We start from the raw sequence: 25,114 nt of genomic DNA, 5'->3' as shown, positions 1-25,114 counted from the left end.
TTAAAACAACTATATATAACAGATATCAATCAAACATGTTGATTGAATCGCAATATTCAAGTTCTCCTTGTACGATAAAAGTGATCTCTTCCGGTTCGAACTTACCCACACCGTCTTTCCGGGCATTCTTGATTACATAATCTACAACTTCTTCCTCGTCTATCTCAATCTCATCATCGCCATCGTCTTCCAACATGCCATTGGATTCATAGAAGTCGTAGATTAAGTCTACGATATAATTGATATCGTCATTACTAAACTTTCCCTTCAGCTCTTGGGGAAGATAATTCTGGATAAATTTTACGGAATCATCCTCATCATAAAGTAACTCATCATTGTTCGTGCTCATAATTAATCTTGTTTTAATTAGTTTGAATGGCTACAAATGTACAGAAATATTTCCATGTTAAATCAGGATAGATGTTACTTTTAAATAATAACCCTGATTTATCCCGATAAAAAAGGGGGAAGCAACTGCTTGAAAAGAGCCAGCTCGGAGTATCAGAGATAGCTTATGAAATGAGACTCTCGCCTAAACAATTCGCCAAGTATTTCAAAGAGGCCTATGGGGAGTCTCCATCGTCATTTAAAAAGAAGGAGAACGAGCATAAAAAAGAATGATGTCTGCCGGTATCTGTAACTCCGCTTGATGTGAATATTGCGCAGCTGATCCTTCTCCGGCAGGAAAAGACATAGATAAAAGCAAATAATATTTTAACATAACATATATGCTATATAAAACAAATCAATTATATTTGTCATACAAAACAAAAACGCACCTGCCATGAATGACAAATATAATTATAAAACTATTTATACAACTGTAAAAGAAGATATTCAAAAAGGTATATATCCAACAGGTACACTTCTCCCTACCGAACTTACATTGGCTGACAGATATTCGGTCTCTCGTCCAACGATCTCTAAGGTGTATAACCAACTTCAGAAAGAAGGATATGTAAATAAAAAGAAAGGGCTCGGAACTCTTGTTCTTTTCAAAGGAAATGTAAAAAAAACATATACATTTGGATTATTACTCCCTGGCGCCGGAGAATCCGAGATATTTTCCATTATTAACGACCAGATATTAAAACAATCCGAGCTTATGCAATTTAATTGCCTTTGGGAAGGGGCGACCGCCAGTAACGCAGACATCCGAAGGAATCTCATCGAAACCTGTTGTGACAGTTACATCGGAAAAAATGTTGATGGTATCTTTTTCTCTCCCTTGGAACGAGTACCCGACGCAGACCGTATTAACGAAACAATATGCAATAAAATACAACAAGCCGGAATCCCCCTGATTCTTATTGACCGGGATATTGTTCCTATACCACAGAAAAGTCCTTTCGATGTCGTATGCCTTGATAATTACAGCGCAGGCGCAATAATGGCTCAACATCTGATCCAGGCGGGTTGTAAACATATTTATTTTTTCTATCGTCCGGACTCAGCTTATTCTGTCCATATCCGTTTTCTTGCGGTCAAAGACACGATACAGGAACAAGGCCTTACATTCAATGCGCAAAATGACTTTTGTGGTAATCCCGAGGATTTGGACTTTGTTAAAACAATTCCCGTGATAAAGGGAGAAACAGGCATTATCTGCGCAAACGATTCAACAGCAGCCGTCCTTATGTCATCATTAGAAGCTATCGGACATAAAATAACCTCGGATCTTCTGATTTGCGGATTCGACGACATGAAATACTCACAACATTTGAAATGCTCGCTCACTTCATTCATCCAGCCATGCAAAGAAATCGCCAACATCAGCATTGATTTAATGATGAGAAGGATCGAGTGCAATGACAGGTTACCCGTAAACGTCTACCTAAACGGTCAAATTATCAAAAGAGAATCTACCCGGTTCATCTAAAAAAACTCTTGGGAAAAGTATGATGATATCATCCTATGGTCAACATGTCATCACAATAGTCGGCAATACGTCGTCTGTGAGTAATAAAAAGCATGGTACTTCCCGGGAGGTTGGTAATGATATTTTGTATCAAAGATTCTTCAGTTTTTTCATCTAAAGAAGAACTCAGTTCATCAAACAGATAAATAGAACCTTTGCGCAACAAGGCTCGGGCTATGGCTATACGCTGCGCTTGCCCTTCACTTAAACCGCCGCCTTGTTCTGCGCAAAGGGTTTCCAATCCTTCCGGCAACTCAAACACAAACTCAGCGACAGCCGTTTTTAGCGCCCAATACATGTCTTTCTCTGTGGCATCAGGATTTCCCAACAAAAGGTTCTCCCGGATAGTGCCGCTCCATAAGGTATTCCCTTGCGGAACATATATCAGATTACAAAGAGTGGAAGATGAAACTTGTACTTCCCTACCCTCTTTATCATATAGCAGGATTTCCCCTTCTTGTGGACGCAACAATGATAATATCAACCGGAACAATGTCGTTTTGCCGGTTCCGGTCACGCCCGATATAGCTGTCCTAGAACCTGGTCTAAAATCATAATTGAATTGCTTCAAAATATATCGGGATGCTCCTGGATAGCAAAAAGAAACATGTCGGAAACGAATCCCTAATCTTCTGGATAAATGAAGCGGCACAAATTTCATTTCCACCACATCATCTTCTAGTTCCCTCAATCGGTCTATGGAGGCTGTAGCATGAACAAGAGCGGGCAATTGCCTCCCCAGATCGGCTAACGGATGTTGGATTTGTCCTATTAATTGTAAGAATGCCGTCAGCATCCCAAAGGTCACGGTTCCGGTATAAATCCCATGTACCCCCCACAAGAACGCAACGGCATAGCCTCCGGAAAAGGCACACATCACCATTAGCCCGGAAAAAACAGATATTCTACTACGTTTCATCTCCCAGCGGTAAAGATTTTCCTGAAGTATGTTTAACTGCTTTTTCATCCACTCTTTCCTTTCAAAGACTTGCAACAGAAACAAGTGTTGGAAACTTTCCTGCAAGAATGCCTGTACCTTGCTGTCATCCTGCCGGATGGAAAAGGTCAAGCGACGAATCTCCCTAACCGAGAACTTACTCAATAACAGGCAAACCGGTAGCACGGTAAGAATAATCCAAGCTAAACGGATATCCAAATAAAAAAGATACGCAAACGCCAAGGTAAACCGAGCACTGGATGACACGAATGCCGGAAAAGACCGGCTCAAAGTATAAGCCGTCACCCGCACATCTTCCGTCAAACGGCTCAGAATGTCTCCCGAATGGTAACGCATACGGCTTTCATAGCCCATACCAGACAGCCGGACAAACATACCGTACCGGAGAGCGTTTCTGATTCGTATATCATTTCGGGCAGACAGGTAACCTTTCCCAACTGATAAGATTATCAGAGAAATCACACAAAACACCATTACCCAAGCATATAGATGAAAGTCTAATAAAAGTCTTCCTGTCGCAATATCAACGAGTATTTTACATACATGGATAAAATACATAGAAAAACCTGCATGTAAAAGTACCGCTAGACAGCACAACAGAAGTCCACATCGGGTCTCCCGAGAAACTTTCCACAGCCAATCACCTAATAAAATCAACCGTTTCATTTACCGATGTAGTAAAGCCACCTTCAAACTATACAAAAAAGAATAAATAACCCAACGGATAAGTAGGCTGGGATTTAATGGAAAGACGGACAACCACCAACGAAACCGTTGTTTCATGCCATGTAGTTTACCTAGATAATAACCTTTGGGACGAAATGATTGGCTACGGAAATATGTACACTGGCCAAAATTTCCAGATTTGAATATTAAGGAAAGAAGATATTGTGATAATTTTTTCCTCTCCTTAAAAAAACCGGGGAATTCTTCTGGTGGCAACCCTAAATAATACACGGCTATACAACCAAATATTTCCCAAAAACGCCTCATACCCAAAAGATCAACCTCACACAGCAACCTTTCCCTGTCAATGTCATCAACATGGGCATGCAGATACAATGTCCAATCGCAAACTTGTCGTAACCCCACGCCCTCTTGAATAAAATGCCGGACAAAATGCAGGAACAAAAATAACGCATCAAAATTCACGGGTGGAAGTATAATGTCCGTTCCTTGCAACTTTTCACCAGAACAGGCCTCTTCTCGCAGATAGATATCCGAGATTACCTGTAAACGCTTATCAATTCGGGGAATTGTCAAACAACAAGCCTTTCTGTGTATTTCCACATCCACCCCACTGTAACAAAATTGTCGGTGAGAGGGATGTTTGTTCATAGTAACATTTTCTATCCCGCCACAACCAGACAAAATCTTACAAGCAAGATCATAGTATCTCACTCCGACATACAAATCAATATCCCCACACTGCCGTTGTTCGGGGTATAAGTAGTTCTGTGCCACTCCTTGTCCTTTCAATAAGACTGGACGGATGCCTGCATAGCTCAATTCCCCATAGACCTCTTTCAACACATGATTTAATACGGTATGCCCATGACGGATTCGTATCAGTTCCTTTTGCAAATCCCGAACCATACTTGTTGGAGGGCGCATGGACAACGGTAAACTCCCTATTCCATCACTCAGCACACCAACTACGGTTTGTTCTCTCGCCAAACTCAAGATGGCCGGCCAATCCACACCATCCTGGAAAAGTCGCTCGTCAACAGCCTTACCCCATAGCCCGGCACGAAGCAAAGACAAAAATTGTTCTTCAGTCTTTGTCATTCTTCCGCAATTCCCAACTTTTTCCAAGTCTCACACAAAGAAATGGTATCTTTCAGAGCCTGTTCTTTTGTTATGTCATATTTTTTTTCCAACAAGCCTGCCAACATTTCTTGATCAAATTCTTTCTCTCCTAAACATTCCCACAGATAAGCCGCAGAATCGTTTAATGTAATCAGTTTATTGAAATTTACCAGATCCAATCCATCTGCTGTCACCACATACTCTCCACACATTTTACGAAGTACAAATCCTTTTTTGATATGCATATTACTACGAATATTAAATTGTTTTAATAATACTATTTAAAACCGTCGGATAAATATCAGCAGGAAACGGCGTACCGGAAGAAGTTTTTGCCAAAGCCGGGATTTGCGACGAAAACCTAAACAACCACAGTCCTCATATTGCCCCTTATGAATAATTGCCTTCACCCTAGCGATAACATCCCTTGGCAAACACCATTCTTTTCCCCGAACATTACCATCTCCCATCAAGATTAAATACCGCCCTCTTATCTCCATCAGTCTATGCAGCACATATGTTCCCGGTGCCACTCTACATAAAAGAATGTCTCCCTTCACATATTCGCAAACCGATTCCAGCACTACATTATCACGTCCTCCCCGGATGAAAGGTAACATGCTACATCCTTTAGCAGTCATTACCACACATTTTCCTTCAGACAATATCCGTCTGATCTCCTCCACCAATATTTCCGTATTTTTTTCCTTTATATTCATAAAGCCGTCACAGTCCGAAAACAAAGTAAGGCAGCCATTTTATCAGGTAAACACTCCAATTGGTAATTCGAACAACGAAGAACCACCTGTTCGACCGTACGATAAACATTATCTGCCATCCGACGTTCCCACCTCATACACGAGCAAGAAGGAAGAAGAGAAGCATATGCTTTTAGATTTTCCAGTTCGATTATTCGGTTAAAGGGAGCTTGCGAGAGTCGCACGATAGCCTTCAGTTCCGCACGTCGATTCTTATAACAAGGAGTTTTTCCACTCCAAGGGGAACCATAAACATATACTTTTCCATCGTCCGACAATCGAATCACCGGATTATCATCATTTAATAACTCCGCCCCCTCAATATGAGTAAGCCAAAGATTCCCATGGGTACTTTTCCCGGTACCACTACGTCCTAGGAATAGATATCCCATACCTTCCTTCTCAATGGTAGATGCGTGGACTAATAATGTATCTTGTGAAGCAGTACTCAGAGCATAAAGAAGCATCAAACTATTATTTAAAGCAAAAGCGATTTGTTCCGGCGTATCTCTCGTATAAACATACAAAACAGCCGGTTGTCCGGATAGAGCAGGTAGAAGCAGAGCTTCTGGCTCCTGAAACGTGTTGGAAAAGCCAAAAGCATAACCTTCTTCTCTGCGATAAAGCCAAGTGCAAGGCATTTCCTCATGGAAACACTGAAGGCACTCTCCCACTTTCTCTATCGGAAGCCGCTCACTCCTCTTTATCACCAAAGTAAATATCGGCATCACGTCCTTATCCTCCCGGAAAAACGAGTAAGGACGTAATACTTCGGAAGAAAAACCCTCCGGCCACTCTAGCCCGAATGTATGGTGGGCTACGGTATAAAGTCTCATATTCTTACAAGTTCCATCAAAATTTACAGACGGGCATGTACGCAACACACCGTCACATCCGTGCCTCGCAACATAGCACAACGGATATGACGGTGCAGAACAGACTTGCCTACATTCCGGCAGCTTATGACATTTTATTATCTTTGCGGAATGGTCGCCTTATAAGGGAATCTCTGATTATCATCTCCACCATTCTCCTCATACTGATACGTAACACCATAAGTATAGTCTGAGTCAGAGGCTACATCATCAATCACTTTGTTCATTGAGTCTATCAGATCTTTGGTAAGGCTTTCCTTCACGGAACAATCCCGAATCAGCCCGTTTTCCTCACCTTTAGCAATAACAGGAGTACTCCCTTTAATCCAATAACAACCACTGAAAGTAGGTAGTACAACATCATCAGCATTGTTCATATTTTTCTTGACCTTGTAAATTAAAGCGGTAGCTTTTGCATTCGCATAACAACCAAAGATATCTCCATAACTTTCACCAGCCAAAGCACCGCTGAAATCCCCATTCATAGAACCGTTCGCGGCACAACCGATAATTGTGCCATTGTTGGCTCCGGCAATACCCCCTGCATAACGAGTATCCAGCCCTTCTCCGAAATCACCTTCAACTACCACATCTGCCGTACACGCCACAATACGTCCGGAGTTGTTCGTACCGACAATACCTCCCAAACGAGCCTCTGATGGCACATCGAAATGTGAGATGGCAGTTCCCGACTTCACATGACAATTCTCGACAACACCTTCTATATTTCCTACGATACCACCTACAAACATATGCCCAGACAACTTTCCTCCAGAAACCGTACATCCCTCGATGATATCACCACGTCCGTAACTCCGTCCTACAATACCTCCAACATTCTCGCTACCACTTACATCCGGATTAGTCACATGGCAATTTTTGATAGCCGCAGATGTATAATTGAATATGTCCGCACAATTCATCCGGGCTACTATCACTCCGGCATAACCATCATCAAAAGGATTAGTCGTATTTCCCACATACTTGGTAGATATCACAGGACTATCAAATGTCAGGTTCTCAACAGCCCCACCTTCACCCATGACCGCAATAAATCCCGCATAAGGAAAGTTCTCATCACCTTCAATATGGAAATTGGAAATCTTTTTCCCGTTTCCAATTACCTTTCCGGTAAAGGGCTTCTCATCTGTTCCAATTTGTGGCCATTTACGTACATCCCCTTCGAAATCTATGTCTGCAACCAAATAGCAGCCCAACCCAATTTCTCCATTTTCCACACGCTCTGCCCATTCATACAGGCAATCCAAGTTTGTCACTATGAAAAGTCCATCTTCTGTTATCGTTCCACATTCATCTCCGCTAAATTCAGCGTTTTCCACTTCAATCGTAACTATGTTGTTTTCCGTGAAACTGGTTGACTCATCATTTTTTATCGTAGCAATCTGTCCTTTTTCATTTACCAAAGTAAGTGTATAGCCTTTTACCATGTTTACCGGGGCCAATACAAAATAATAATCCTTACCGGGATAACAAATTTCTCCTCCCTGTACTTGATCTAGATAGATTGTCTGTGACGCTTGCTCATTATCAATCACCACAGCTGAAGTTTCATTCGGATCATATACGGATATGGTCACATCTCCAGCCAATAGTTCTCCATTATTCCCACTCAACCGCATAGAAGAGATAGCATCACCTTTGTAATCCGAGGATATGTGTACACGTAGGTAGGAAGCCGAGTTGTAAAACGCCAGATCCTGTGCATCCTCTTTGGTCGAGCGTGATACCGCAAGGTTCATTCCGGAAGCATAGCTACCGGGTTCCGCATACTGACGTATGTAAAGCTGTGTAGTAAAAGTATATGACGAAGGGTCAAATTCAGCACGGCTGTTATAGGGATAAAGTGCACAATACCAATCAGTGGTAGCAGATACCGTACCCCTAAAATCCGTCATGATACCTCCATCCTTCGTAATGAACGGATTATTTTGATTGTTACCATCGAAAACACTAATCCTGTCATTGGCTACCCACATGGTTTGATTACCTTCACGAACCAGTGTCCGAGTATTTACCTGATATTTCATTTCACTACTCAAGGCACTGAAAGTCAAATCTATTGGTCCAGAAGAGGCACTCCCCCCTTCCTGCATGATACTTTCCGAACAAGAGGTGGCCCCGAATAACAAGGCTACACTCAATAGCAAGATACTACTTTTCATAATGATGCAATATATTAAGTTTAAAAATACGTATCTTGTCCATCCTCGGTATGTCCTCCGTCACCATCACCCCAATCAGGCAAGCCGCCTCCACCACTCGCTCTCAGCAAAGCCCCCTCGCTCTGCAATTCCATCACCTCACATTTAGGAGATACATAAACACTTTGTTTTCTTTTTTGCTGAACATTTGTTTCCTCTGTTTTCATACTAAATCTTTTATATGGTTAATGATTTATTTAACTATCGTGAAATTCACAGATTGATCATAGCCCGTAACACCGTACTTATCATTCATATCATAAGCTTGTATCTCCATGCGTTCAGGGAAAATACCATATTTATTGACCAGCAAATCACGTACTTTTTCCGCACGTTGATGGGCCAAATGTTTATCCGTGCCACCCGTATTTCCCACAATGGCAATTTTCGCATCCTCATAGCGCATCATATAATGTGCGATATGAAAGATATTGACCATCTGGAGTTCTTCGTTGAATTCATTTCTTCCCGGATAAAAAACAACAGAAGGAGTCAGCAAACTACCTATATCCATACGTTTCTTTATCACCTCGATCGTATCACCAGCTATTGTCTGTTCGCTACGGATAAGCGTCACGGCATGATTCAATGCCGCAAGTTGTTCTTCAGGAACCAGACGCACGACTTTATACCCTTGGCGTCCGATACGGAAACTTATACCGACAGAACCACTCAGGATACCGGCGAACTTTCTCCCCTTACCCAGTTCGCCATCAAAGCTAGAATTGGTGATCTCACTTCCGAGGCTCATGTGTATCCCCCAACGGTTGGTGATATTATAATTTCCAATCAATCCAAAACGGAATCCAGTCTTTATATTATCTTCCATTCCATGATATTTGGCGGCACGAAGCATTCCTATACCTACATAACCTTGTGCTGTCCATTTACGATTCAGACGGTTGTTGGGAGTAAACACATTATATAGGTCAAAAAGAAAGTCCGCATTCAATTCATAGTATTTCAGGTCTTGTCTGTAACCGTTCTTCGTATCTCTCCCTTTACTATCCCAATATTCCCGGACTGGGTCAAAATCATCTATCCAACTATCTTTATAGGCATAAATACCTGTCGCACCACTATTCCAGCCTTTCAACCGGGAACCTCCGAAGTTTAACCGGACCCCGAAATCTGGATGTAACCATTTACCAACGGTTATACCAAATCCGGGTTTCAGACGTTTTCCGAAAGACAAGTGAGAATCATCCTCTCCCATCAACATCCTTCCCGCAAAATCAGCTTCAATATAGAAATTATCCCAAAATGAGGAAATATAACGGGTCTTGTAATCAACCTGTAACGTATCCGTGAGCACGGTTTTATTCACTTCCTTCTTGGGAGCTTGAGCCTGTACCGCAGAAAAACCGCCTAATATGATTGCTACTGCCATTATTATTTTTTTCATACGTCTTATTCTTTATTGTCATTTTCAATTATTTGCATTACCACAGCCCTGTTCCAACGATAATCTTCGTTATACGCACGCTTAGTGTCTCCTTTGGCATCTAATACAAGGCGTTCAGCAGATATACCACATTTTTTCACCAGATAATCACGCACAGCCTTTACACGACGTTCACTGAGTTTCATATTGTATGCGGGATAAGCAGTTTCTTTATCGGCGAAACCTACCAATTCTAATCGGGATTCGGGATGCCGCTTCATATAGCGAGCTATACGATCAATATTCAGTTTCTGGTCTTCCTCGATATTGTACTTGTCAATAAGGAAACGCACGGCAAAGGTAGTGACCACATCCTCTACAGATACAGGTTTCTCCACTCTTGTCGGTGGCAGGATGTAGCGTACCGACTCATAGGTTACCGGATGGACCTTAGCATAACGGGCAAATTTACGTCCACCGAACTTGTAGGAGATACCTACATTCAGCCCAGCATAACCCTCCACCGTGAAATTACGCTGTCCAGGTTGACCACCAATCTGTCCATCGAAAGTTTCATCAACAATGTTTCCTTGCAATTCCGCAAAAATATCCCAATTTTTATGCACACTAACATTCAGCATGATACCGGCATTAAAAGCGAATGAATTAGTCGCAGACAGCCCCTGCGAAGCGAATCCATGAGCAAATCCCGGACCAGCGGACAAAATCAGTCCGACAGGTTTCTTCTCCTTGGTAAACCAACGGACAGCATCAGTCATCAGATTAACAGACCAGTCCATATAAGTAAATTTACGGTGAAACCAAGTACGGCCATCCTTCTCCGATAAATAAGGGAGCATACCTTCTGGCATGACAGAGTGATCGGCTACCTGATCATACATATTATAATAGTTCAATAAAAAGGAATGTCCAGATAGTTTTCCAACCCCCATCTGTACACGGAATCCCCAAACCGGCGTGAACCATTTACCGGTACTTAACCGGAATGATAATCGTGCCCTATTGACAAAATTATCATAATCACGATTAGCTTCCGCAGCCAAGGAATTAACTCCTCCGGAAAGGCTGATAAACCAGTTTTTCGTGCCCTTACCCGCAACAACCAAATCGGTCGTGTCACCGAGTTCTTCCAAAAAGTCAGATCGCAGTTCCGTATGGATCGTGTCCGACTTCAAAGCTTCCTGTGCCACCGCACCTAAAGGCAGCGTGCCAAGAAGCACTCCAATCAAAATCACTTTTTTATTCATAAACTTATTTGATTAATAATTCTTACAATTATCCCATCGTTACCGGCCTGGCTAGATTCCTCGGATGGCTAACGTTCTGCCCGCATCGGGTTATTTAGGAAATCTTCATAGGCGAGACGTATTCCTTCTTCCAATTCAGTTTTGTAGGTCCATCCCAGTGATGTCGCTTTTGACACGTCTAGTAACTTGCGAGGCGTGCCGTTGGGGCGTGATATGTCCCAGCGAATTTCTCCGGTATAGCCGATTATCCTCGCAACTAATTCAGTAAGCTCCTTTATTGTCAATTCCTTACCCGTCCCAGCATTCACCGTCTCGTTACCGGAATAATGGTTCATCAAGAACACACATAAGTTGGCAAGATCATCCACATAAAGAAATTCCCTCAACGGGCTACCATCCCCCCAACAAGTCACAAATGGAAGGTTTTGTTCCTTTGCCTCATGGATACGACGGATCAGAGCAGGGAGCACGTGCGAGTGTTCCGGATGGTAATTATCGTTCGGGCCGTAGAGGTTGGTAGGCATGACACTGATATAATCCGTACCGTATTGCCGATTCAAGAACTCGCAGTATTTCAGTCCGGAAATTTTTGCCAAGGCATACGCTTCATTTGTCTTTTCCAGTTCCGAGGTCAGCAGACAGCTTTCTTTCATCGGCTGGGGTGCCATGCGAGGATAGATGCATGACGAGCCGAGGAACTCCAGCTTCTTGCATCCGTTCTGCCATGCGGAATGGATGACATTCATCTCCAGTATCATGTTGTCATACATGAAGTCGGCCAATGCTGTCTGGTTGGCGATGATACCGCCCACCTTGGCTGCTGCGAGAAAAACGTATTCCGGCTTTTCCTCGGCGAAAAAACGCTCCACGACATCCTGACGGGTCAGGTCAAGCTCTTTATGGGTACGGGTAATGATGTTCGTATACCCCTGCCGTTGTAATTCCCGGACAATAGCCGAACCGACCATACCCCGATGTCCGGCCACATATATTTTTGCGTTCTTTTCCATCATTTATATAATAAAGGAAAAGGTTTGGATACCTTTGTATCCTCAATCTTACAATTATCGGCAACAAGTTTGGACAAAGCTATCTTGTCCTCTTCCGGTAGATCGGATATTGTAATCCTTATTTCTTGCATAACCGTAGTTTTTATTGGTTATTTTACGATTCCTTTCTCGAGATATTCGGCAAGGTTAATTCTTACCTGTTGCGATGCACGTTCCACGGCCACTTTTGCCATATCGGCATCCACCATAATTTTCACAAGTTTCTCAAACGATGTTTTCTGCGGATTCCAACCCAGTTCACGTTTCGCTTTCGATGGATCTCCCCAAAGATTTACCACATCGGTCGGGCGGTAAAAATCGGGAGAAACTTCGACAAGTACTTTTCCGGTCTTGCAGTCAATACCTTTTTCGTTTTCACCTTCACCCTCGAAATGCAGTTCGATTCCGGCATAATGGAAAGCCAATCGGCAGAATTCACGTACCGAATGCTGCTCGCCGGTAGCAATGACAAAATCTTCTGGTTTATCATTTTGGAGAATCAGCCACATGCACTCCACATAATCCTTGGCATAGCCCCAGTCACGGAGAGATGACAAGTTACCGAGCAACAGCTTGTCTTGTTTGCCTTGAGCGATACGTGCAGCGGCTAAGGTTATCTTGCGGGTAACGAACGTTTCTCCGCGGCGTTCCGACTCATGATTGAACAGAATACCTGAACAGCAGAACATGTTGTATGCCTCGCGGTATTCCTTGGTAATCCAGAATCCATACTGTTTTGCCACGGCATAGGGAGAGTAAGGATGGAACGGGGTATTCTCGTTTTGTGGTACTTCTTCCACTTTCCCATACAGTTCGGAGGTAGAAGCCTGATAGATACGGCAGGTATCAACAAGGTCGCACTGGCGAACGGCTTCTAAAATGCGTAGTACGCCGGTGGCATCGATATCTGCGGTAAACTCCGGGGAGTCAAACGACACCTGTACATGACTCTGTGCGGCGAGGTTGTATATTTCGTTTGGCTTTACTTTTTTCACCACTTGTAAGATGCTCATCGAGTCGCCAAGGTCGGCATAGTGGAGGTGGAAGTGTTGGTGTCCCTCCAAGTGTGCGATACGTTCGCGGAAGTCCACCGACGAGCGGCGTATGGTGCCATGCACGTCATAACCTTTCTCCAATAGGAACTCGGCCAGGAACGACCCGTCCTGGCCCGTGACACCAGTAATTAAGACTGTTTTCATTTTTATTTACGATTAAATATGTTCTATTTTGGTTAATGCTATCTCGCAGATTTTGTAGGGATAGCGGAGGGCTAGGAACAGGAGGTTGGAATACACCCCGTTTTGCTGCAAGGCCCTCAGATGGTCATGCATGATTTGCCTGTGGCTGCGCAACCCCGAGGAGGATGCACCGCCTGTGCGCATCGTCACGAAGTCCTTGGCTATGTAACGTGTGCGGATGTGGTGGACAAAGATGAGTCTAAGCAGGTTCTCGAAATCGGCCGCCACCTTGTACGACAGATTGAATGTCCCGAATTGTTCATAGATGGAACGGCGGCAATAAAACGACGGATGCGCCGGCATGAAACCGAAACGCATCCAGCTCCTATGGAATAGCCGCGAACTGTAATAGCGGACGCAGTGTTCCAAGTCGCCTTCATTCACATAATGCACGTCGCCATACACGGCATCGAGGTTGGTATCGGTCAAAACATTGGCAACTTGTTCCAATACATCGGACGATGTGTAGAAATCATCGCTGTTGAGTATTCCCACCACATCGCCCGTAGCCATCGCAATACCCTTGTTCATGGCATCGTAAATGCCCCGGTCTCGCTCGCTGATGTAGCACATCCGCCCCTCAAACAGAGGCTCGTAACCGCACACAATATCCATCGTGTCGTCAGTCGAACCTCCGTCAATGACAAGGTACTCAATATCCTTGTGTGTCTGGCGCAACACGCTTTCCATTGTGTCACGCACCGACTTGCCGCTGTTGAAAGTGGCAGTGATTACAGAAATTTTCATCCTAATTACTTCAGGCTGATGCCGTATTCATCTTTGATGTATTGTGTGATTTTCTCCTTGTCGTTCCCGCACCGTTGTTTGATTTCAAACACCTTGGCATCGACCAGTGTACGGTACCACCAGCCTTGCAGGAATGTCCAGATGAAGCCGACTTTGCCGTCAAGGCAAGCCCCTTTCAGAAAATAGCGGTAGCAGAAGTAGGCAAAAGACCGCCAAAACAGCGGTTGCCGTGCATAGTGGTGTTTCTTCATCCGTTTTGCCAAGGCTTGCGGGCTGATTTCTTTTTGACTGTCCGTTTCTGCTGCACCGGTCAAATCCAGTTCGATGTCGAGCAAGTCAACTGCTTCGCGGATGGCATAATTCACATGTTTGTGGCAGAACCAAGACAGGTTGTTCAGGTTGTGGTCGCAGAAATCATGTTCAAATTCCACGGCTCGCCCTTCGGTCAGCTGTATATGCTCGTCCATCAACCGCTGCTCGCACATCCCCTTGCCGTAGCGGAACACCCTGAGCAGCTTGACCGGGTAGATGCCCCGCCGCATCCACATGCCCATGAAGATATGCCGCCGGTTGAAAATGCCCCCCGTCACATCATCGGGCAAAGTCGGCAATTTTTCCTGCAACTCCTGCACCAATTCAGGCAACAGATACTCGTCTGCATCAAGCCGCAACACCCATTGAGTCGTTATTCCAGCATTGGCCAAACCCCAATTAAATTGCTTGGCATAATTGTTTTCCCATTTGTTTTGCAAGATATGCACATTGAAAAAACCTTTGGCGATTTCAAGAGTGGTGTCTGTCGAAAAGCTGTCTATGATATAGACTGCCTTGGCAAACGGTGCTACATTCTCCAAGCATCGCCGGATGTGCATCTCCTCATTGTAGGTGAGGATGATAACTGAAAGGTCGAGCATAAAAAGTCAAAGAACTATGCGGTTGTATCTAATAGCAGTAAACACCCATTCCGATGCAACCTGATTGAAAATATAAAAAAGGATTTATTCCTTGATAATCCGCTTTTTGAGGAACTTGGCAGGATTGCCGCCTACGACAGTCCACGGTTCAACATCTTTATATACCGAGGCCGTTGCGCCCACTACTGCACCTTGCCTGATGGTTACGCCCATGCCGATGAACGCTTTTGCCCCAATCCACGCTTGGTCTGCAATGATAATCGGAGCGGTAATCAAGTGGTTGAGCGGGTCGGTGATGTCGTGGCTGGCGGTACACAGGTACGCCCCTTGTGACACCGTGGTATTTGCTCCAATATAGATAGGTGCAACGTTGTAACAGTCCACATCGGAGGCAAGGCAAGAATAGTCGTCCATCACGAGATTGGCCGGATAATACACCTTGGCCGACGAATAGACAACGGCTGTAGAAGCAATCTTAGCCCCAAACAGCCGCAACAGCCATCGCTTCCAGCCACTCCCCACCGAGCGCGGTAACGGTCGTGCAAGCCCCCCCCAAACGATAGACCAAATCAAACGTATGATTTGGTTTTTTCTGCTTAATGCGTTGTGGTACTGCGACAAATCAACGATTGTTTCACTCATACACAAATTCCGGCTTTTCGCCGCCATTTAACATCCACACGTATAATTGTTGCATCATTCGAGCCACTTGGGGGGCTGCATACTTTTCATTTACCAGTTGCCGCCCTCGTTCATCCATTGCAAGCAAATCTGCGACGGGCATTTCGATTACCTGCTGCATCACTTGGGCGATGTCTTCAGGTTTGCGGTCAATCCACCAGCCACACCCGATGGTGTTCAGTTCCTCCCACGGAGTACCAAGGCTTGCCATTACCGGAGTACCGACCGACAAGGCTTCGGTGACAATCATACCGAAGTTCTCGAAGTCGCTCGGCACAAACAGGCACGACAGCTGCGTCAGTTGCTCATATTTTTCTCTGCCGCTAACGAAACCGCTGAATGTCACGTTTGTCAGTCCTAGCCGCCGTACCTCGTTGCGTAGGAATTGCTCATAATTGTCGTCTCCCTTGCCCATAATCACGAGTTCGCACTCCTGCGGATGGGGCAGCATAGCCACCCCATAAAGAAGGTTCTCAACCTTCTTTCTGGGGTGTAACCGCCCGAGGAAGCCAAGCTTCCTCAGCCGGTTACACCCCAGAAAGATTGGCTTCTGTGAAGCCACTTCTTCTATATAATCAGGGAGGTTAGCCGGGTTAGGAATTATGGCAATCGGACCTTTGTAGCCGAAGGTTCGCACATGTTCCATCTCGGCCTTGCACGTAACGTGCAGGCAGTCGGCAAGGTTGATGTCCTTGCGGAAGTACATTTGGATCAGCGGCCACTTCTTCCAATACGAGCGATGCAATGCAGCGGGATATAGCATCCCATGCGGAGTGATGATATATGGCTTGCGCTTTTTGCGAGCCGTGGCACAGGTGACATGGTTGCAGTGCATCCACAATCCGTTGGTATGATAGAGGTCGTAGCCTGACTGCCGTAAGAATCGTCCAATGTTGCGTGAATAACCGTAAGGGGTAACGGCATCATTAGGTAATGCTTTTATCCAACTCTCACCCTTCCTCATCAAGTCGGGCGAAGAAAGTGTGAGTAAATCTACGGGGCAACCCACTTTGTACATGGCCGTAATAAGGTCGTAGGTGCAAGTGGAAGTACCTCCGCTATGCGACCCAAACCCAGAAATAGTTTGCAGTATATTCATTTATTAAAATCCTTATATATAGTGAATTCATTCCGATAGTATAATCATCGCCATGGAACAGTAGGCTTTGTTCTTGACTTGCCATTGTAGTATTCTACTATTTTTATGAAATACTCGGCTTCAGTCGCTGGACAGATATTTCGACTCCATTTTTTAATGCTCTCTTTTGCGGTTTTGACTTTTAGCTCCATAACCAAGCACTTTTCTAAATCCGCCCAATCACAATTTTTAAATACTTGCCCTCGTGTTCCCTCTTTGTCTATAAGAGCACGTGCGCCTACTACATCTGAAACAATCACTCTACATCCCGCCATCAGAGCCTCATTGACAACACATCCCCAACCTTCAAGTTTGCTCGGCAAGATTAATGTATCAGCTTGTTCTAAAACATCTCTCACCTCGCAAGGCATCATTTTTCCTAAAAAATGAATCTTATCATTCTCTTGGATTAACGCTTTTACATGTTGCATCATTAGCCCTTCACCAACTATATTAAACTCGTATTCTCCTTTAATCGAATTTAGGACCTTGATTAGTTCAATGATGGATTTCCTGTCAATTAATGAACCTACGAATACAAACTTTTTACCCCCCTGTGTAATATTTTTAACATTTGTATGGCTGTCATATTTAATCAAATATGAATCGGATGTTGGCACTGTATATATAAATTCAAACAATCTATTTTGAATAACCCATGCTTTTCTATGAGCCATTATGCCTGTACTACCACAACATCCTATTGCACGTATCTTCCGCGCATAGCCTATATTGAACAAGTAACCCCATTGTAACCGACACAATAATCCTTTGATACCCCAATAGTAGTATTGCTCCATATAAAGAGAGATGACAAAGTAATTCAGCTTCAACATCCTTCACAAGGCATAATTGAATATCCTGACACCATCGTCATCATATAGTTTGAACGTACTGTTTACGTGAATACAATCTTTGCTCTCATCGATTATCCGGTCCGCATCGTCCTTGGTTGATATTCGTTTTAAATTTAGGTACTTTATCGTCAAATCTCCATAGTTCCTGTTAGCTCTGCTATAATACAGTGCCATAACTTCTACTCCAAATTTGGCTAATTCCTCAAATGAACTCACTATGTGCATATTCAAGGTTTGTGCCCAAAATATAACTCGCTTCATAAAACTTTATGAGAAATGTGTGTTGTTATTGCTTTGCGTAGCAAAATTTCAAGTGCCAGTGGAAATTCACTCACTATGCACACTATTCATGCTATCCACGCTACTATTCGTTCTCTTTAAGTGGCTGAAAAAATCACAGAACCGATCCGCTACTGTCTCAGGAGCTTGTTCATGCGATATATTATGTCTCGCTGCTTCGCCTAATTTCTTCCTTTGATTCTCGTTCTTCAATAGAAAATCTATTGCATCAGCCATAGATTTGGCATCCTGAGGTGGAACAAGAATCCCATCTTCATTCTCAAAGACGATATCTGGTATTCCTCCTGTCTTACATGCCACGATAGGTAAACCAACGGCTTTTGCTTCAAGCAGATTGAATGGTGACATTTCTATAAAGGACGGAGATACATAAATGTCATACGATGGCAAAATATTGCGCAGTACCGAATTATCTATTCGGCCTTTTAATGAAATGTATTGACCTAGATTATGTTTTCGAATATATTCTTCCAACTGTTCCTTATAATCTTCATCTACAAAATCTCCCACTAAATCAATATGCAAGGGTTGTTGCCTCTCAACGAGTAATTTTACTGCTTCAGCCAAAACTATTTGCCCTTTTTTCGGATAAATCACGGCTGTATATATCAGTTGGGGTGTATCATTTAGTTCATAACTGCTTTTCACTGCGAATGTGTCGTATTCAACGGTATTGGGTTGTAACAATAAACGCTCTGACTTCAGCCCATTATTAATGAGATGCTGATACACGAACGAAGAAAGTGCCACATATCCATCCGTACACAGTTTTACAGCGATGGCAAATTGGTGAATTCGACTTGGATCCTCCCAACCATAAGAACTGTGAGATGTGGAAATTAGCAATGGCCTTCTCCTCTTAAGTATTGAAGCCAAACGCGCTGCTATCATAGAATACTTGTCATTGCTAAATACGATATCGGGCGACAAGTCTTTTATCCACTTTCTCAACTCCTTCACCCTTTTGGGGATGGAGTGAGCGCTACGGATGTCTGTCATACTTTCAATGACGGAGAAGTTGGCATTTTCACTATATTGGCGGTACGACTCTATATTTTTGTCTATCATCATTGTAACTGTCGCAAAACGGCAGAAAACATCTGCTAACTTTGAATTCTGCCCAATGATTAGGATTTTCATACGTTGATGTGATTGAAAAGAGATAAATGACTGTTAGCGCAATACGATATGGTGTATCTGTTAGCATCGGACAAAGCCTGTTCCCTAATCTCTGCTATCCTTTGTGTGGAGAAATGAAGCACCTTCTTTAAAGTATTGTATATGTCCTGCTGATTTTGTGTGGCTATGATAAAACCGTTTCGTTCGTTATCCACCACATCTGCGCATCCCCCTACAGGGGTGACAATGGGAATACACCCGACCGACACAGCTTCAAGCAAACTTATGGGCAAGCCCTCAAAATGTGAAGCCAACACGAAATAGTCCCCATGGTACATATAATCCACGGGATTTGTCACTTCACCTACATAGTGTATCCGTTGTGAGGTGATGTCTTTTAACTGTTGAGCGTACTGTTTGTCGGCATCTCTACCGGCGATTACAAGAACTATGTCTTCACCTTCATCAACCAATTGTTTGACAGCCAAAGCTACAGCCAGTTCATTTTTTACAGGAGTTACTGCCGCTGTCATAATGAATAATTGGGTGTCGGGTGTAGCTTTATATTGCTTCAATGAAAAACCGGATGTTGGATTGTATGTGGGTACTCCATTGTAAATCACAGTTGTAGGAACCGTATTCCCATACAATTGGTGGAACGAGACATCAGACTGATGGGAAATGGTAATAGGGCATACTTTCTTTGATTTAAAGAGAAAGCGGCGTATGAATAGGTGAACACCCGAAGCTTCACGATAGGCATCATTGTGGATGGTGGCATAGCAACGACACAGGTTCTTAATTGCAGGCAATATGGCGTAAGCTATGGCATTGACATGGAAATGAGCGATATCGTATCCTCCATCTTTAATGAAGTCACATATACTATACATTAGTTTAAAATCAAGACCTCTTGATTTTGGAATGTATGCAAATGTAATGGAGGGGTCGAGCTTCTTACGTAGAAAGCTGTATTCACTATCATAGAAAGTCAGTAATGTAATGTGCACTCCATTATGACGACACATTTCATTACAGAGGTTGACGAGGAAAACTTCCGCCCCACCTGCTTGAAGGCTGGGTATAATTTCTAAAATCTTCATTATGAACGTTCCTTGACAAATTACCAAAAAAGTCCCTTTCCCAAGAGGTAGGGCAATGGAGAATAAAACAAATCCGGATGTGTATTGACAGACAATGCCCCGCCAAGAATATAACCATATCGCACCATTATATTCCAGCTACTTACACCCAACAGGCATAATAATATTCTGGGGTTGTTGGGATATACAGCCTTGAACCATAGGAAAATAACAAAAATTTGGGTGAAGCAGAAATAACGTTCGCCTAATGCGGGTACTGAATGTAATACGTTGGTAACGAAGAAAATAAATAAAATAAACGGATATAACCGTTTAGATGTTTCATTGATTTCTTCATCCTCTTTCTTGAAGTATTTTATAATATATATTAGCATCACCCCATACATGATTCTCTTAGCAAGTGCAAAACTGGCTCCCAACCACCAAAAACCGCTTCTTCCTGCGCCAGCCAAATTAGCGTATGCTTCATCGGTATTATGGTAAGTTGACCACCGATATAATGAAGGCGGTAAGAATTGCGATAAATCAATCTGCCGGAAAATATCTGTAGTAAAGAACATAAGAGGCAGAGTGCATATTGCACACCACTTTAGTATGGTTACATTTTTGGGTATAAGCAAATAAATTACAATTACGATGGCATATAGCCATAATGCCGAATGGATGAGAGGTGCTAATAATATGGGCAACAAGAAAAGAATGCTTTTCCTGTTACTGCATAGGTAATACAACGTACAGGCAATGCACAACCAAAAGCCTGTCGTGAAACGCGGGTTTTGAACGGTGAATATATCGCGTGGAAATATGAAAAAGAAAACCACAATTAGCCCCATCCATGTTCCTGCCTCAAACTTGTTGTCATCAGTTATAAGTTTGAGCGACTTTAACTGGAAATATGCTACAGGAATTGAACAGACAAGGAAATAGAAGTGATAATTATTAGTGAATTGCTTGACTAACCATATTACGACTATCTCGTATATTTCTTTAGGGGCTTCTCTGCTAAATGTGAAGTAAGCATGAACTTGTCTGGCCATCTCGTCAGTTGTTATTTCAGTGTTCTGAAAACGCTGATAAATACCGATGAAGTCATCGTACATATCCGACAATGAAACAGGAGCCATGTGCCAACATATCAGCAGACTGAAAAGGAAAAATATGGCATAAGATTTCCTTTCATTGACGTACCGAAGGCAATATAACCAAGCACCGAATGGCCAGACAATGAAAAAGAAAAGAAAATGGGTAAATGGCTGATGTGAACCACTGCCTATTTTAAGATACTGCTCCCTCATAATATAAGAAAAAAAGTCAATCCAATTCTCAAATAGCAATAGATTGCCTAATTAAGTCTTCCCACTGGTCAACAATGTCCGTTACTGAAAACTTCTGAACCTTTATCTGCGCCTGTTGTGACAATGCAGAGTAATCGAACTTTCCATCAATGCATTGCTGAATGCACTGAGCCATCGCTGACGGTTTCTTGGTGACAATAAAACCATTCTTTTCATCATCAATTATATCATATACAGCCTCAAATGTGTCGTAAGAAACTGGTACACATCCGAGTTGCATCGCTTCCACCAGAACCATGGGCCACCCCTCGTAATTGGACGTACAGCATATAAACTTGGCTTTTGCACAGTATTCTCCCACATTCGCTTGGTTCCCCTTAAACGAAATGCGTTCCACTGCCAACTTTTGGGCAAACGCTTTCATTCGTTCCAAATCCGAGCCATCACCCACGACTACGGCTTCCCAATCTGGATTATGCTTCATTAACAGCTTCCATACACGGACAAAGTCGAAAACATTCTTAGAAGAATTTTCTATTCGTCCTACAAACAGCACTACATTTTCACGCTTGCATTCATTCGCTGTGCCAATATTGGAGAACGTATTAGGGTTGTTTATCGCCGTAAGCTTTGAAATAGGGGCATCGGGTAAAAAACGCTTGAATCGGTCTATATATGTTTCTGATAGCAAGCAAAGTTTATCCGTTGAATCAAGCAATCGCCTAAACACTCTCCTTGCCCCATTGATGTAATAATTCCTCACAAGAGCAGGAACAATAATACCGGTATACTTGAAGATGGTTCCTGCCAATGAATTTGTTTTCGTTAATCCTTGCAGTATGAATCTTTCTTTTTTATAAGTCGCGAAAGGCTGGCTATGAAATACTTGCACCTTAAATACGCATTGAGGAAATGCTCTTAATATCGGAACAGCCTCATTACTGAAAGACTGATTAATGACCATATCGATACTAAGTTTTTCTGCCAATTCTCTGACTTCGTGTGCGACATCCGATTTGCCGGAAAGGTAGTATTGCATACAAGGAGCATCTTCTATCTCACTTGTATCTTGGTGCCCGGTTATGGAGAGACACAAGAAAGAAACCTTGTGCCCACGCTTCACAAACTCCTTTGCCAAAACATCCGTGACTCGTTGTACACCTCCATTATGGGCAATGATTGGGAAATCGAACATAAACATAATATTCATAGCTACAACATTTTATTGAGGTAATCAATAGAAGCAGAACGCAACTCCAAAAGTTTATAAGAGACAGTATCGTAATCAATAGTTTGCTCCCATATCTTTATCGCTTTCGCTCGTTCAATTGAGTCGAAATACCTATCCGCCAAACCCAATTTGTCAAGCAAATCCGTCATGCGGACTTTCCGCTCTTGATTGATGTTGTTATTCACAATGATAAATTGCTTACGAAACAGCAGGCTGAACGCAAGTCCATGGAATGAAGGGGTTATGACCAGCGACGCCCTGGCAATGCCTTTGATCCATTGTTCCACACTGGGACGGTTCCATGCGATGGTGTTTGTAAGGTGCACTTTTCGGTTTATATTGTTGGGATATAGACCTAATTCATGAGCCAACTCCGTAGAGAACTTCGTCAATTCGTTGTTGTCTGAAAGCGGATAGTATGCCAATGTGCCATCTTCCGAGGCATTCTGACAATCCATCCCAAAATATTCATCAAAGAGCAGTGTCGGGTCAAGCACTTCGACGGCTTCGATGTTAAACTTTTCTTTTAGAATTCTGACCCCAGATGCTTCTCGGCAAGATACAGCAGTAAATTTATTCAGCATTTGCCTTGCCACAGAGGTCAGTTGCTCGTTTGCGTTCCATTCTCCCATTCCAAAGCTCGATGCATAAGACGCTCGTTTCACTTCATCTGTGCCAAATACTAGAAAGAACGCTTCGGCTTTTTCTGCGGTAATCTTGTAGTTCCACACTTGGTCGCTACCCACAAGGTATAAGTCTGCTTCCGGTGGATTGGCTTTCAATTCCTCATAACTGTGGTAATGACGAGTCTTGTTAGGAAAGTATTTTTTCCAAAAAGTCGAAAACTTGAAATGAGACAATGTGCATGAAGAAATACAGCGTGCCAATTTGCTCTTAAAAGATTCGTTCTGACTCTCGTTCTCTCGGAAATCAATAATTGTCACGTCATGCCCCAAATCCGTCAAGATACGGCAAGTAGCATAAGCCTGCAATTCAGCTCCATAATTCCCCACATGCCAAATAGTCAACAATGCGATTCTCATTTGTTCAAAAGTTTAATTTGGTCGGCAAAAGCCTTCTCTATTTTCCTTTGTGACAGCATCCCATATAACTGCATTTCGGTTGATAACCTTGATTCATAATCAACCAAAGGAGTGACATAACGGTAGAGTTCATTCCTAAGGAAGAAAAAGGCCAAATGGCGGCTAATCAATCTACGCACACCTTTAAAATTGCCATAGTACAGGTTCGGGTTACCCCTTGCCACTTTCTCTATCTCTACCTCGTTCACGGTGAGGTTTGCACTGTGAAGCAGTTTAAACATCCGCTCCGAATGGACTATAACGGATGATACTCCCTTACTATGTTGGGCGGCAAAATCCGTATCTCCCCAGAAATCTCCTATCGTAAGATCGCTTTGGCGATAAAAACCCACAAAACGACAATTCAAGCAAGAAGAACGCTTGGTTATTTTTGCGGAAAAGCATTTCAATGCGAGATTTTGATTGCCCAAATTCTTGATAGTGCCATCTGCCCCTTTCAGTTTTAAGGAGTATGCAAACCCCTTCGCTCTCCAACCATTAATTTTGTCCCGGAATGATATGATGCCCTTATATTTGCCTGACTTGGCAAGCGAAATCATCGGAAGCATAGACGACAGTCCTCCGCAGATAGTATCTACGGTAAAAAGATGGTCGTATTTCTGTTTATGGAGGAAGGCGTACAAAGCAACGACTTGGCATCCTAATCCTGAAAATAAGACTGTCTTACCGGCCTTTAAATCTTGTCTCACTAACTTGTAAATACCAGCAGTTATGCTATGTTGGTATTTTGAATTTTGCAATAAGTGCAGGTCTGCAACATCATCTATCCGTACATGTTTTATCTCAAATCCATCTATGGCAGCACCGTAAACGACTCCTCCACAGTTTAATACATAAGAGGCTAATGCCGCAAATACTCCACCAGAAGCACTCCCTTGTCGTTGGGTATCATCATTGCTCCATCCTGCGTATGCTTTTGCCATCATGCTCGTATTATATTCGATGTCATTGAGACCGGGACAAACCTTACGGCATGCGCCGCAATCGGTACAAATGTTGGCATCAACAGACATACGAGTGAATCCGTTTTTGTCAATTGTATGGCTAATAGCCTTATGAGGACACACGTCAAGGCATACCATGCAAGCCGTACAGTCGTTCGATTTGGCAAATCGAGAAATACTATTGCATCGATTGTTTGCCATAT

Annotated in this window: 25 protein-coding genes; 1 reads left to right on the top strand and 24 read right to left on the bottom strand. The window is 43.1% G+C overall.

Annotation, left to right across the window (positions count from 1 at the left end; genetic code table 11):
• Positions 1 to 25: 25 nt before the first annotated feature.
• Positions 26 to 349 (bottom strand): hypothetical protein, encoded by a 324-nt coding sequence (locus Q0110_RS02130; RefSeq protein ID WP_297901650.1) that lies wholly within the window; start codon positions 347 to 349, stop codon positions 26 to 28.
• A 435-nt stretch (positions 350 to 784) separates the two neighbouring features.
• Here Q0110_RS02130 and Q0110_RS02125 point away from each other — a divergent pair, with 435 nt between their 5' ends.
• Positions 785 to 1,879, top strand: coding sequence for a LacI family DNA-binding transcriptional regulator (locus Q0110_RS02125; RefSeq protein WP_297901647.1), 1,095 nt, complete (start codon positions 785 to 787; stop codon positions 1,877 to 1,879).
• A gap of 28 nt (positions 1,880 to 1,907) precedes the next feature.
• Here Q0110_RS02125 and Q0110_RS02120 read toward each other — a convergent pair whose 3' ends face one another.
• From Q0110_RS02120 to Q0110_RS02010, 23 genes are all read right to left on the bottom strand, one after another.
• The gene (locus tag Q0110_RS02120) at positions 1,908 to 3,542 is read right to left on the bottom strand and encodes an ABC transporter ATP-binding protein (RefSeq protein WP_297901644.1); all 1,635 of its coding nucleotides are present in this window, start codon (positions 3,540 to 3,542) and stop codon (positions 1,908 to 1,910) included.
• Positions 3,543 to 4,664, bottom strand: a complete 1,122-nt coding sequence (locus Q0110_RS02115; protein ID WP_297901641.1) for a nucleotidyltransferase family protein — start codon at positions 4,662 to 4,664, stop codon at positions 3,543 to 3,545.
• Positions 4,661 to 4,930, bottom strand: a complete 270-nt coding sequence (locus Q0110_RS02110; RefSeq protein WP_297901637.1) for a PqqD family protein — start codon at positions 4,928 to 4,930, stop codon at positions 4,661 to 4,663. The genes Q0110_RS02115 and Q0110_RS02110 overlap by 4 nt, the downstream gene beginning before the upstream one ends.
• Before the next feature lie 36 nt (positions 4,931 to 4,966).
• Positions 4,967 to 5,404, bottom strand: coding sequence for a S24/S26 family peptidase (locus Q0110_RS02105; protein ID WP_297901634.1), 438 nt, complete (start codon positions 5,402 to 5,404; stop codon positions 4,967 to 4,969).
• Positions 5,401 to 6,279: a hypothetical protein gene (locus Q0110_RS02100; protein ID WP_297901631.1), complete on the bottom strand. Its 879-nt coding sequence runs from the start codon at positions 6,277 to 6,279 to the stop codon at positions 5,401 to 5,403. The genes Q0110_RS02105 and Q0110_RS02100 overlap by 4 nt, the downstream gene beginning before the upstream one ends.
• 137 nt (positions 6,280 to 6,416) lie before the next feature.
• On the bottom strand, positions 6,417 to 8,501 hold the full coding sequence (locus tag Q0110_RS02095) for a hypothetical protein (protein ID WP_297901628.1): 2,085 nt from the start codon (positions 8,499 to 8,501) through the stop codon (positions 6,417 to 6,419).
• A 20-nt stretch (positions 8,502 to 8,521) separates the two neighbouring features.
• Positions 8,522 to 8,707 (bottom strand): hypothetical protein, encoded by a 186-nt coding sequence (locus Q0110_RS02090; protein ID WP_297901625.1) that lies wholly within the window; start codon positions 8,705 to 8,707, stop codon positions 8,522 to 8,524.
• 26 nt (positions 8,708 to 8,733) lie between these two features.
• Complete coding sequence (locus Q0110_RS02085; RefSeq protein ID WP_297901622.1) at positions 8,734 to 9,945, bottom strand: hypothetical protein; 1,212 nt, start codon at positions 9,943 to 9,945, stop codon at positions 8,734 to 8,736.
• A gap of 5 nt (positions 9,946 to 9,950) precedes the next feature.
• Complete coding sequence (locus Q0110_RS02080; protein ID WP_297901619.1) at positions 9,951 to 11,192, bottom strand: OmpA family protein; 1,242 nt, start codon at positions 11,190 to 11,192, stop codon at positions 9,951 to 9,953.
• 68 nt (positions 11,193 to 11,260) lie between these two features.
• Positions 11,261 to 12,205 carry a GDP-L-fucose synthase gene (locus tag Q0110_RS02075; protein ID WP_297901616.1) on the bottom strand — a complete coding sequence of 315 codons (945 nt, stop codon included), beginning with the start codon at positions 12,203 to 12,205 and terminating at the stop codon, positions 11,261 to 11,263.
• A 146-nt stretch (positions 12,206 to 12,351) separates the two neighbouring features.
• Complete coding sequence (gene gmd, locus Q0110_RS02070; protein ID WP_297901613.1) at positions 12,352 to 13,440, bottom strand: GDP-mannose 4,6-dehydratase; 1,089 nt, start codon at positions 13,438 to 13,440, stop codon at positions 12,352 to 12,354.
• Positions 13,441 to 13,452: 12 nt separating this feature from the next.
• Entirely contained in the window at positions 13,453 to 14,226 is a 774-nt protein-coding gene (locus Q0110_RS02065; RefSeq protein WP_297901610.1) for a glycosyltransferase family 2 protein, read from the bottom strand.
• 5 nt (positions 14,227 to 14,231) lie between these two features.
• Complete coding sequence (locus tag Q0110_RS02060) at positions 14,232 to 15,140, bottom strand: glycosyltransferase family 2 protein (protein WP_297901607.1); 909 nt, start codon at positions 15,138 to 15,140, stop codon at positions 14,232 to 14,234.
• Between the two features lie 84 nt (positions 15,141 to 15,224).
• Positions 15,225 to 15,782 (bottom strand): putative colanic acid biosynthesis acetyltransferase, encoded by a 558-nt coding sequence (locus Q0110_RS02055; protein ID WP_297901604.1) that lies wholly within the window; start codon positions 15,780 to 15,782, stop codon positions 15,225 to 15,227.
• The gene (locus Q0110_RS02050; RefSeq protein ID WP_297901600.1) at positions 15,775 to 16,920 is read right to left on the bottom strand and encodes a glycosyltransferase; all 1,146 of its coding nucleotides are present in this window, start codon (positions 16,918 to 16,920) and stop codon (positions 15,775 to 15,777) included. Before Q0110_RS02050 ends, Q0110_RS02055 begins: the two co-directional genes overlap by 8 nt.
• A 44-nt stretch (positions 16,921 to 16,964) precedes the next feature.
• The gene (locus Q0110_RS02045) at positions 16,965 to 17,795 is read right to left on the bottom strand and encodes a glycosyltransferase family 4 protein (protein WP_297901597.1); all 831 of its coding nucleotides are present in this window, start codon (positions 17,793 to 17,795) and stop codon (positions 16,965 to 16,967) included.
• Positions 17,796 to 17,798: 3 nt separating this feature from the next.
• On the bottom strand, positions 17,799 to 18,077 hold the full coding sequence (locus Q0110_RS02040) for a hypothetical protein (protein WP_297901594.1): 279 nt from the start codon (positions 18,075 to 18,077) through the stop codon (positions 17,799 to 17,801).
• Between the two features lie 66 nt (positions 18,078 to 18,143).
• On the bottom strand, positions 18,144 to 19,256 hold the full coding sequence (locus Q0110_RS02035; RefSeq protein WP_297901590.1) for a glycosyltransferase family 4 protein: 1,113 nt from the start codon (positions 19,254 to 19,256) through the stop codon (positions 18,144 to 18,146).
• The gene (locus tag Q0110_RS02030; protein WP_297901587.1) at positions 19,253 to 20,338 is read right to left on the bottom strand and encodes a glycosyltransferase family 4 protein; all 1,086 of its coding nucleotides are present in this window, start codon (positions 20,336 to 20,338) and stop codon (positions 19,253 to 19,255) included. The genes Q0110_RS02035 and Q0110_RS02030 overlap by 4 nt, the downstream gene beginning before the upstream one ends.
• A 20-nt stretch (positions 20,339 to 20,358) precedes the next feature.
• Positions 20,359 to 21,633 (bottom strand): EpsG family protein, encoded by a 1,275-nt coding sequence (locus Q0110_RS02025; RefSeq protein WP_297901584.1) that lies wholly within the window; start codon positions 21,631 to 21,633, stop codon positions 20,359 to 20,361.
• Positions 21,634 to 21,661: 28 nt separating this feature from the next.
• The gene (locus Q0110_RS02020; protein WP_297901581.1) at positions 21,662 to 22,843 is read right to left on the bottom strand and encodes a glycosyltransferase; all 1,182 of its coding nucleotides are present in this window, start codon (positions 22,841 to 22,843) and stop codon (positions 21,662 to 21,664) included.
• A gap of 2 nt (positions 22,844 to 22,845) precedes the next feature.
• On the bottom strand, positions 22,846 to 23,907 hold the full coding sequence (locus Q0110_RS02015) for a polysaccharide pyruvyl transferase family protein (RefSeq protein WP_297901578.1): 1,062 nt from the start codon (positions 23,905 to 23,907) through the stop codon (positions 22,846 to 22,848).
• Complete coding sequence (locus Q0110_RS02010; RefSeq protein WP_297901574.1) at positions 23,904 to 25,112, bottom strand: Coenzyme F420 hydrogenase/dehydrogenase, beta subunit C-terminal domain; 1,209 nt, start codon at positions 25,110 to 25,112, stop codon at positions 23,904 to 23,906. The genes Q0110_RS02015 and Q0110_RS02010 overlap by 4 nt, the downstream gene beginning before the upstream one ends.
• Positions 25,113 to 25,114: the final 2 nt, after the last annotated feature.

Origin of the sequence: uncultured Parabacteroides sp. (assembly GCF_947855115.1) — a bacterium.
GTDB lineage: Bacteria > Bacteroidota > Bacteroidia > Bacteroidales > Tannerellaceae > Parabacteroides.
Note: the sequence above shows the minus strand (reverse complement) of the source record. Positions and strands in the feature narration are given on the sequence as shown.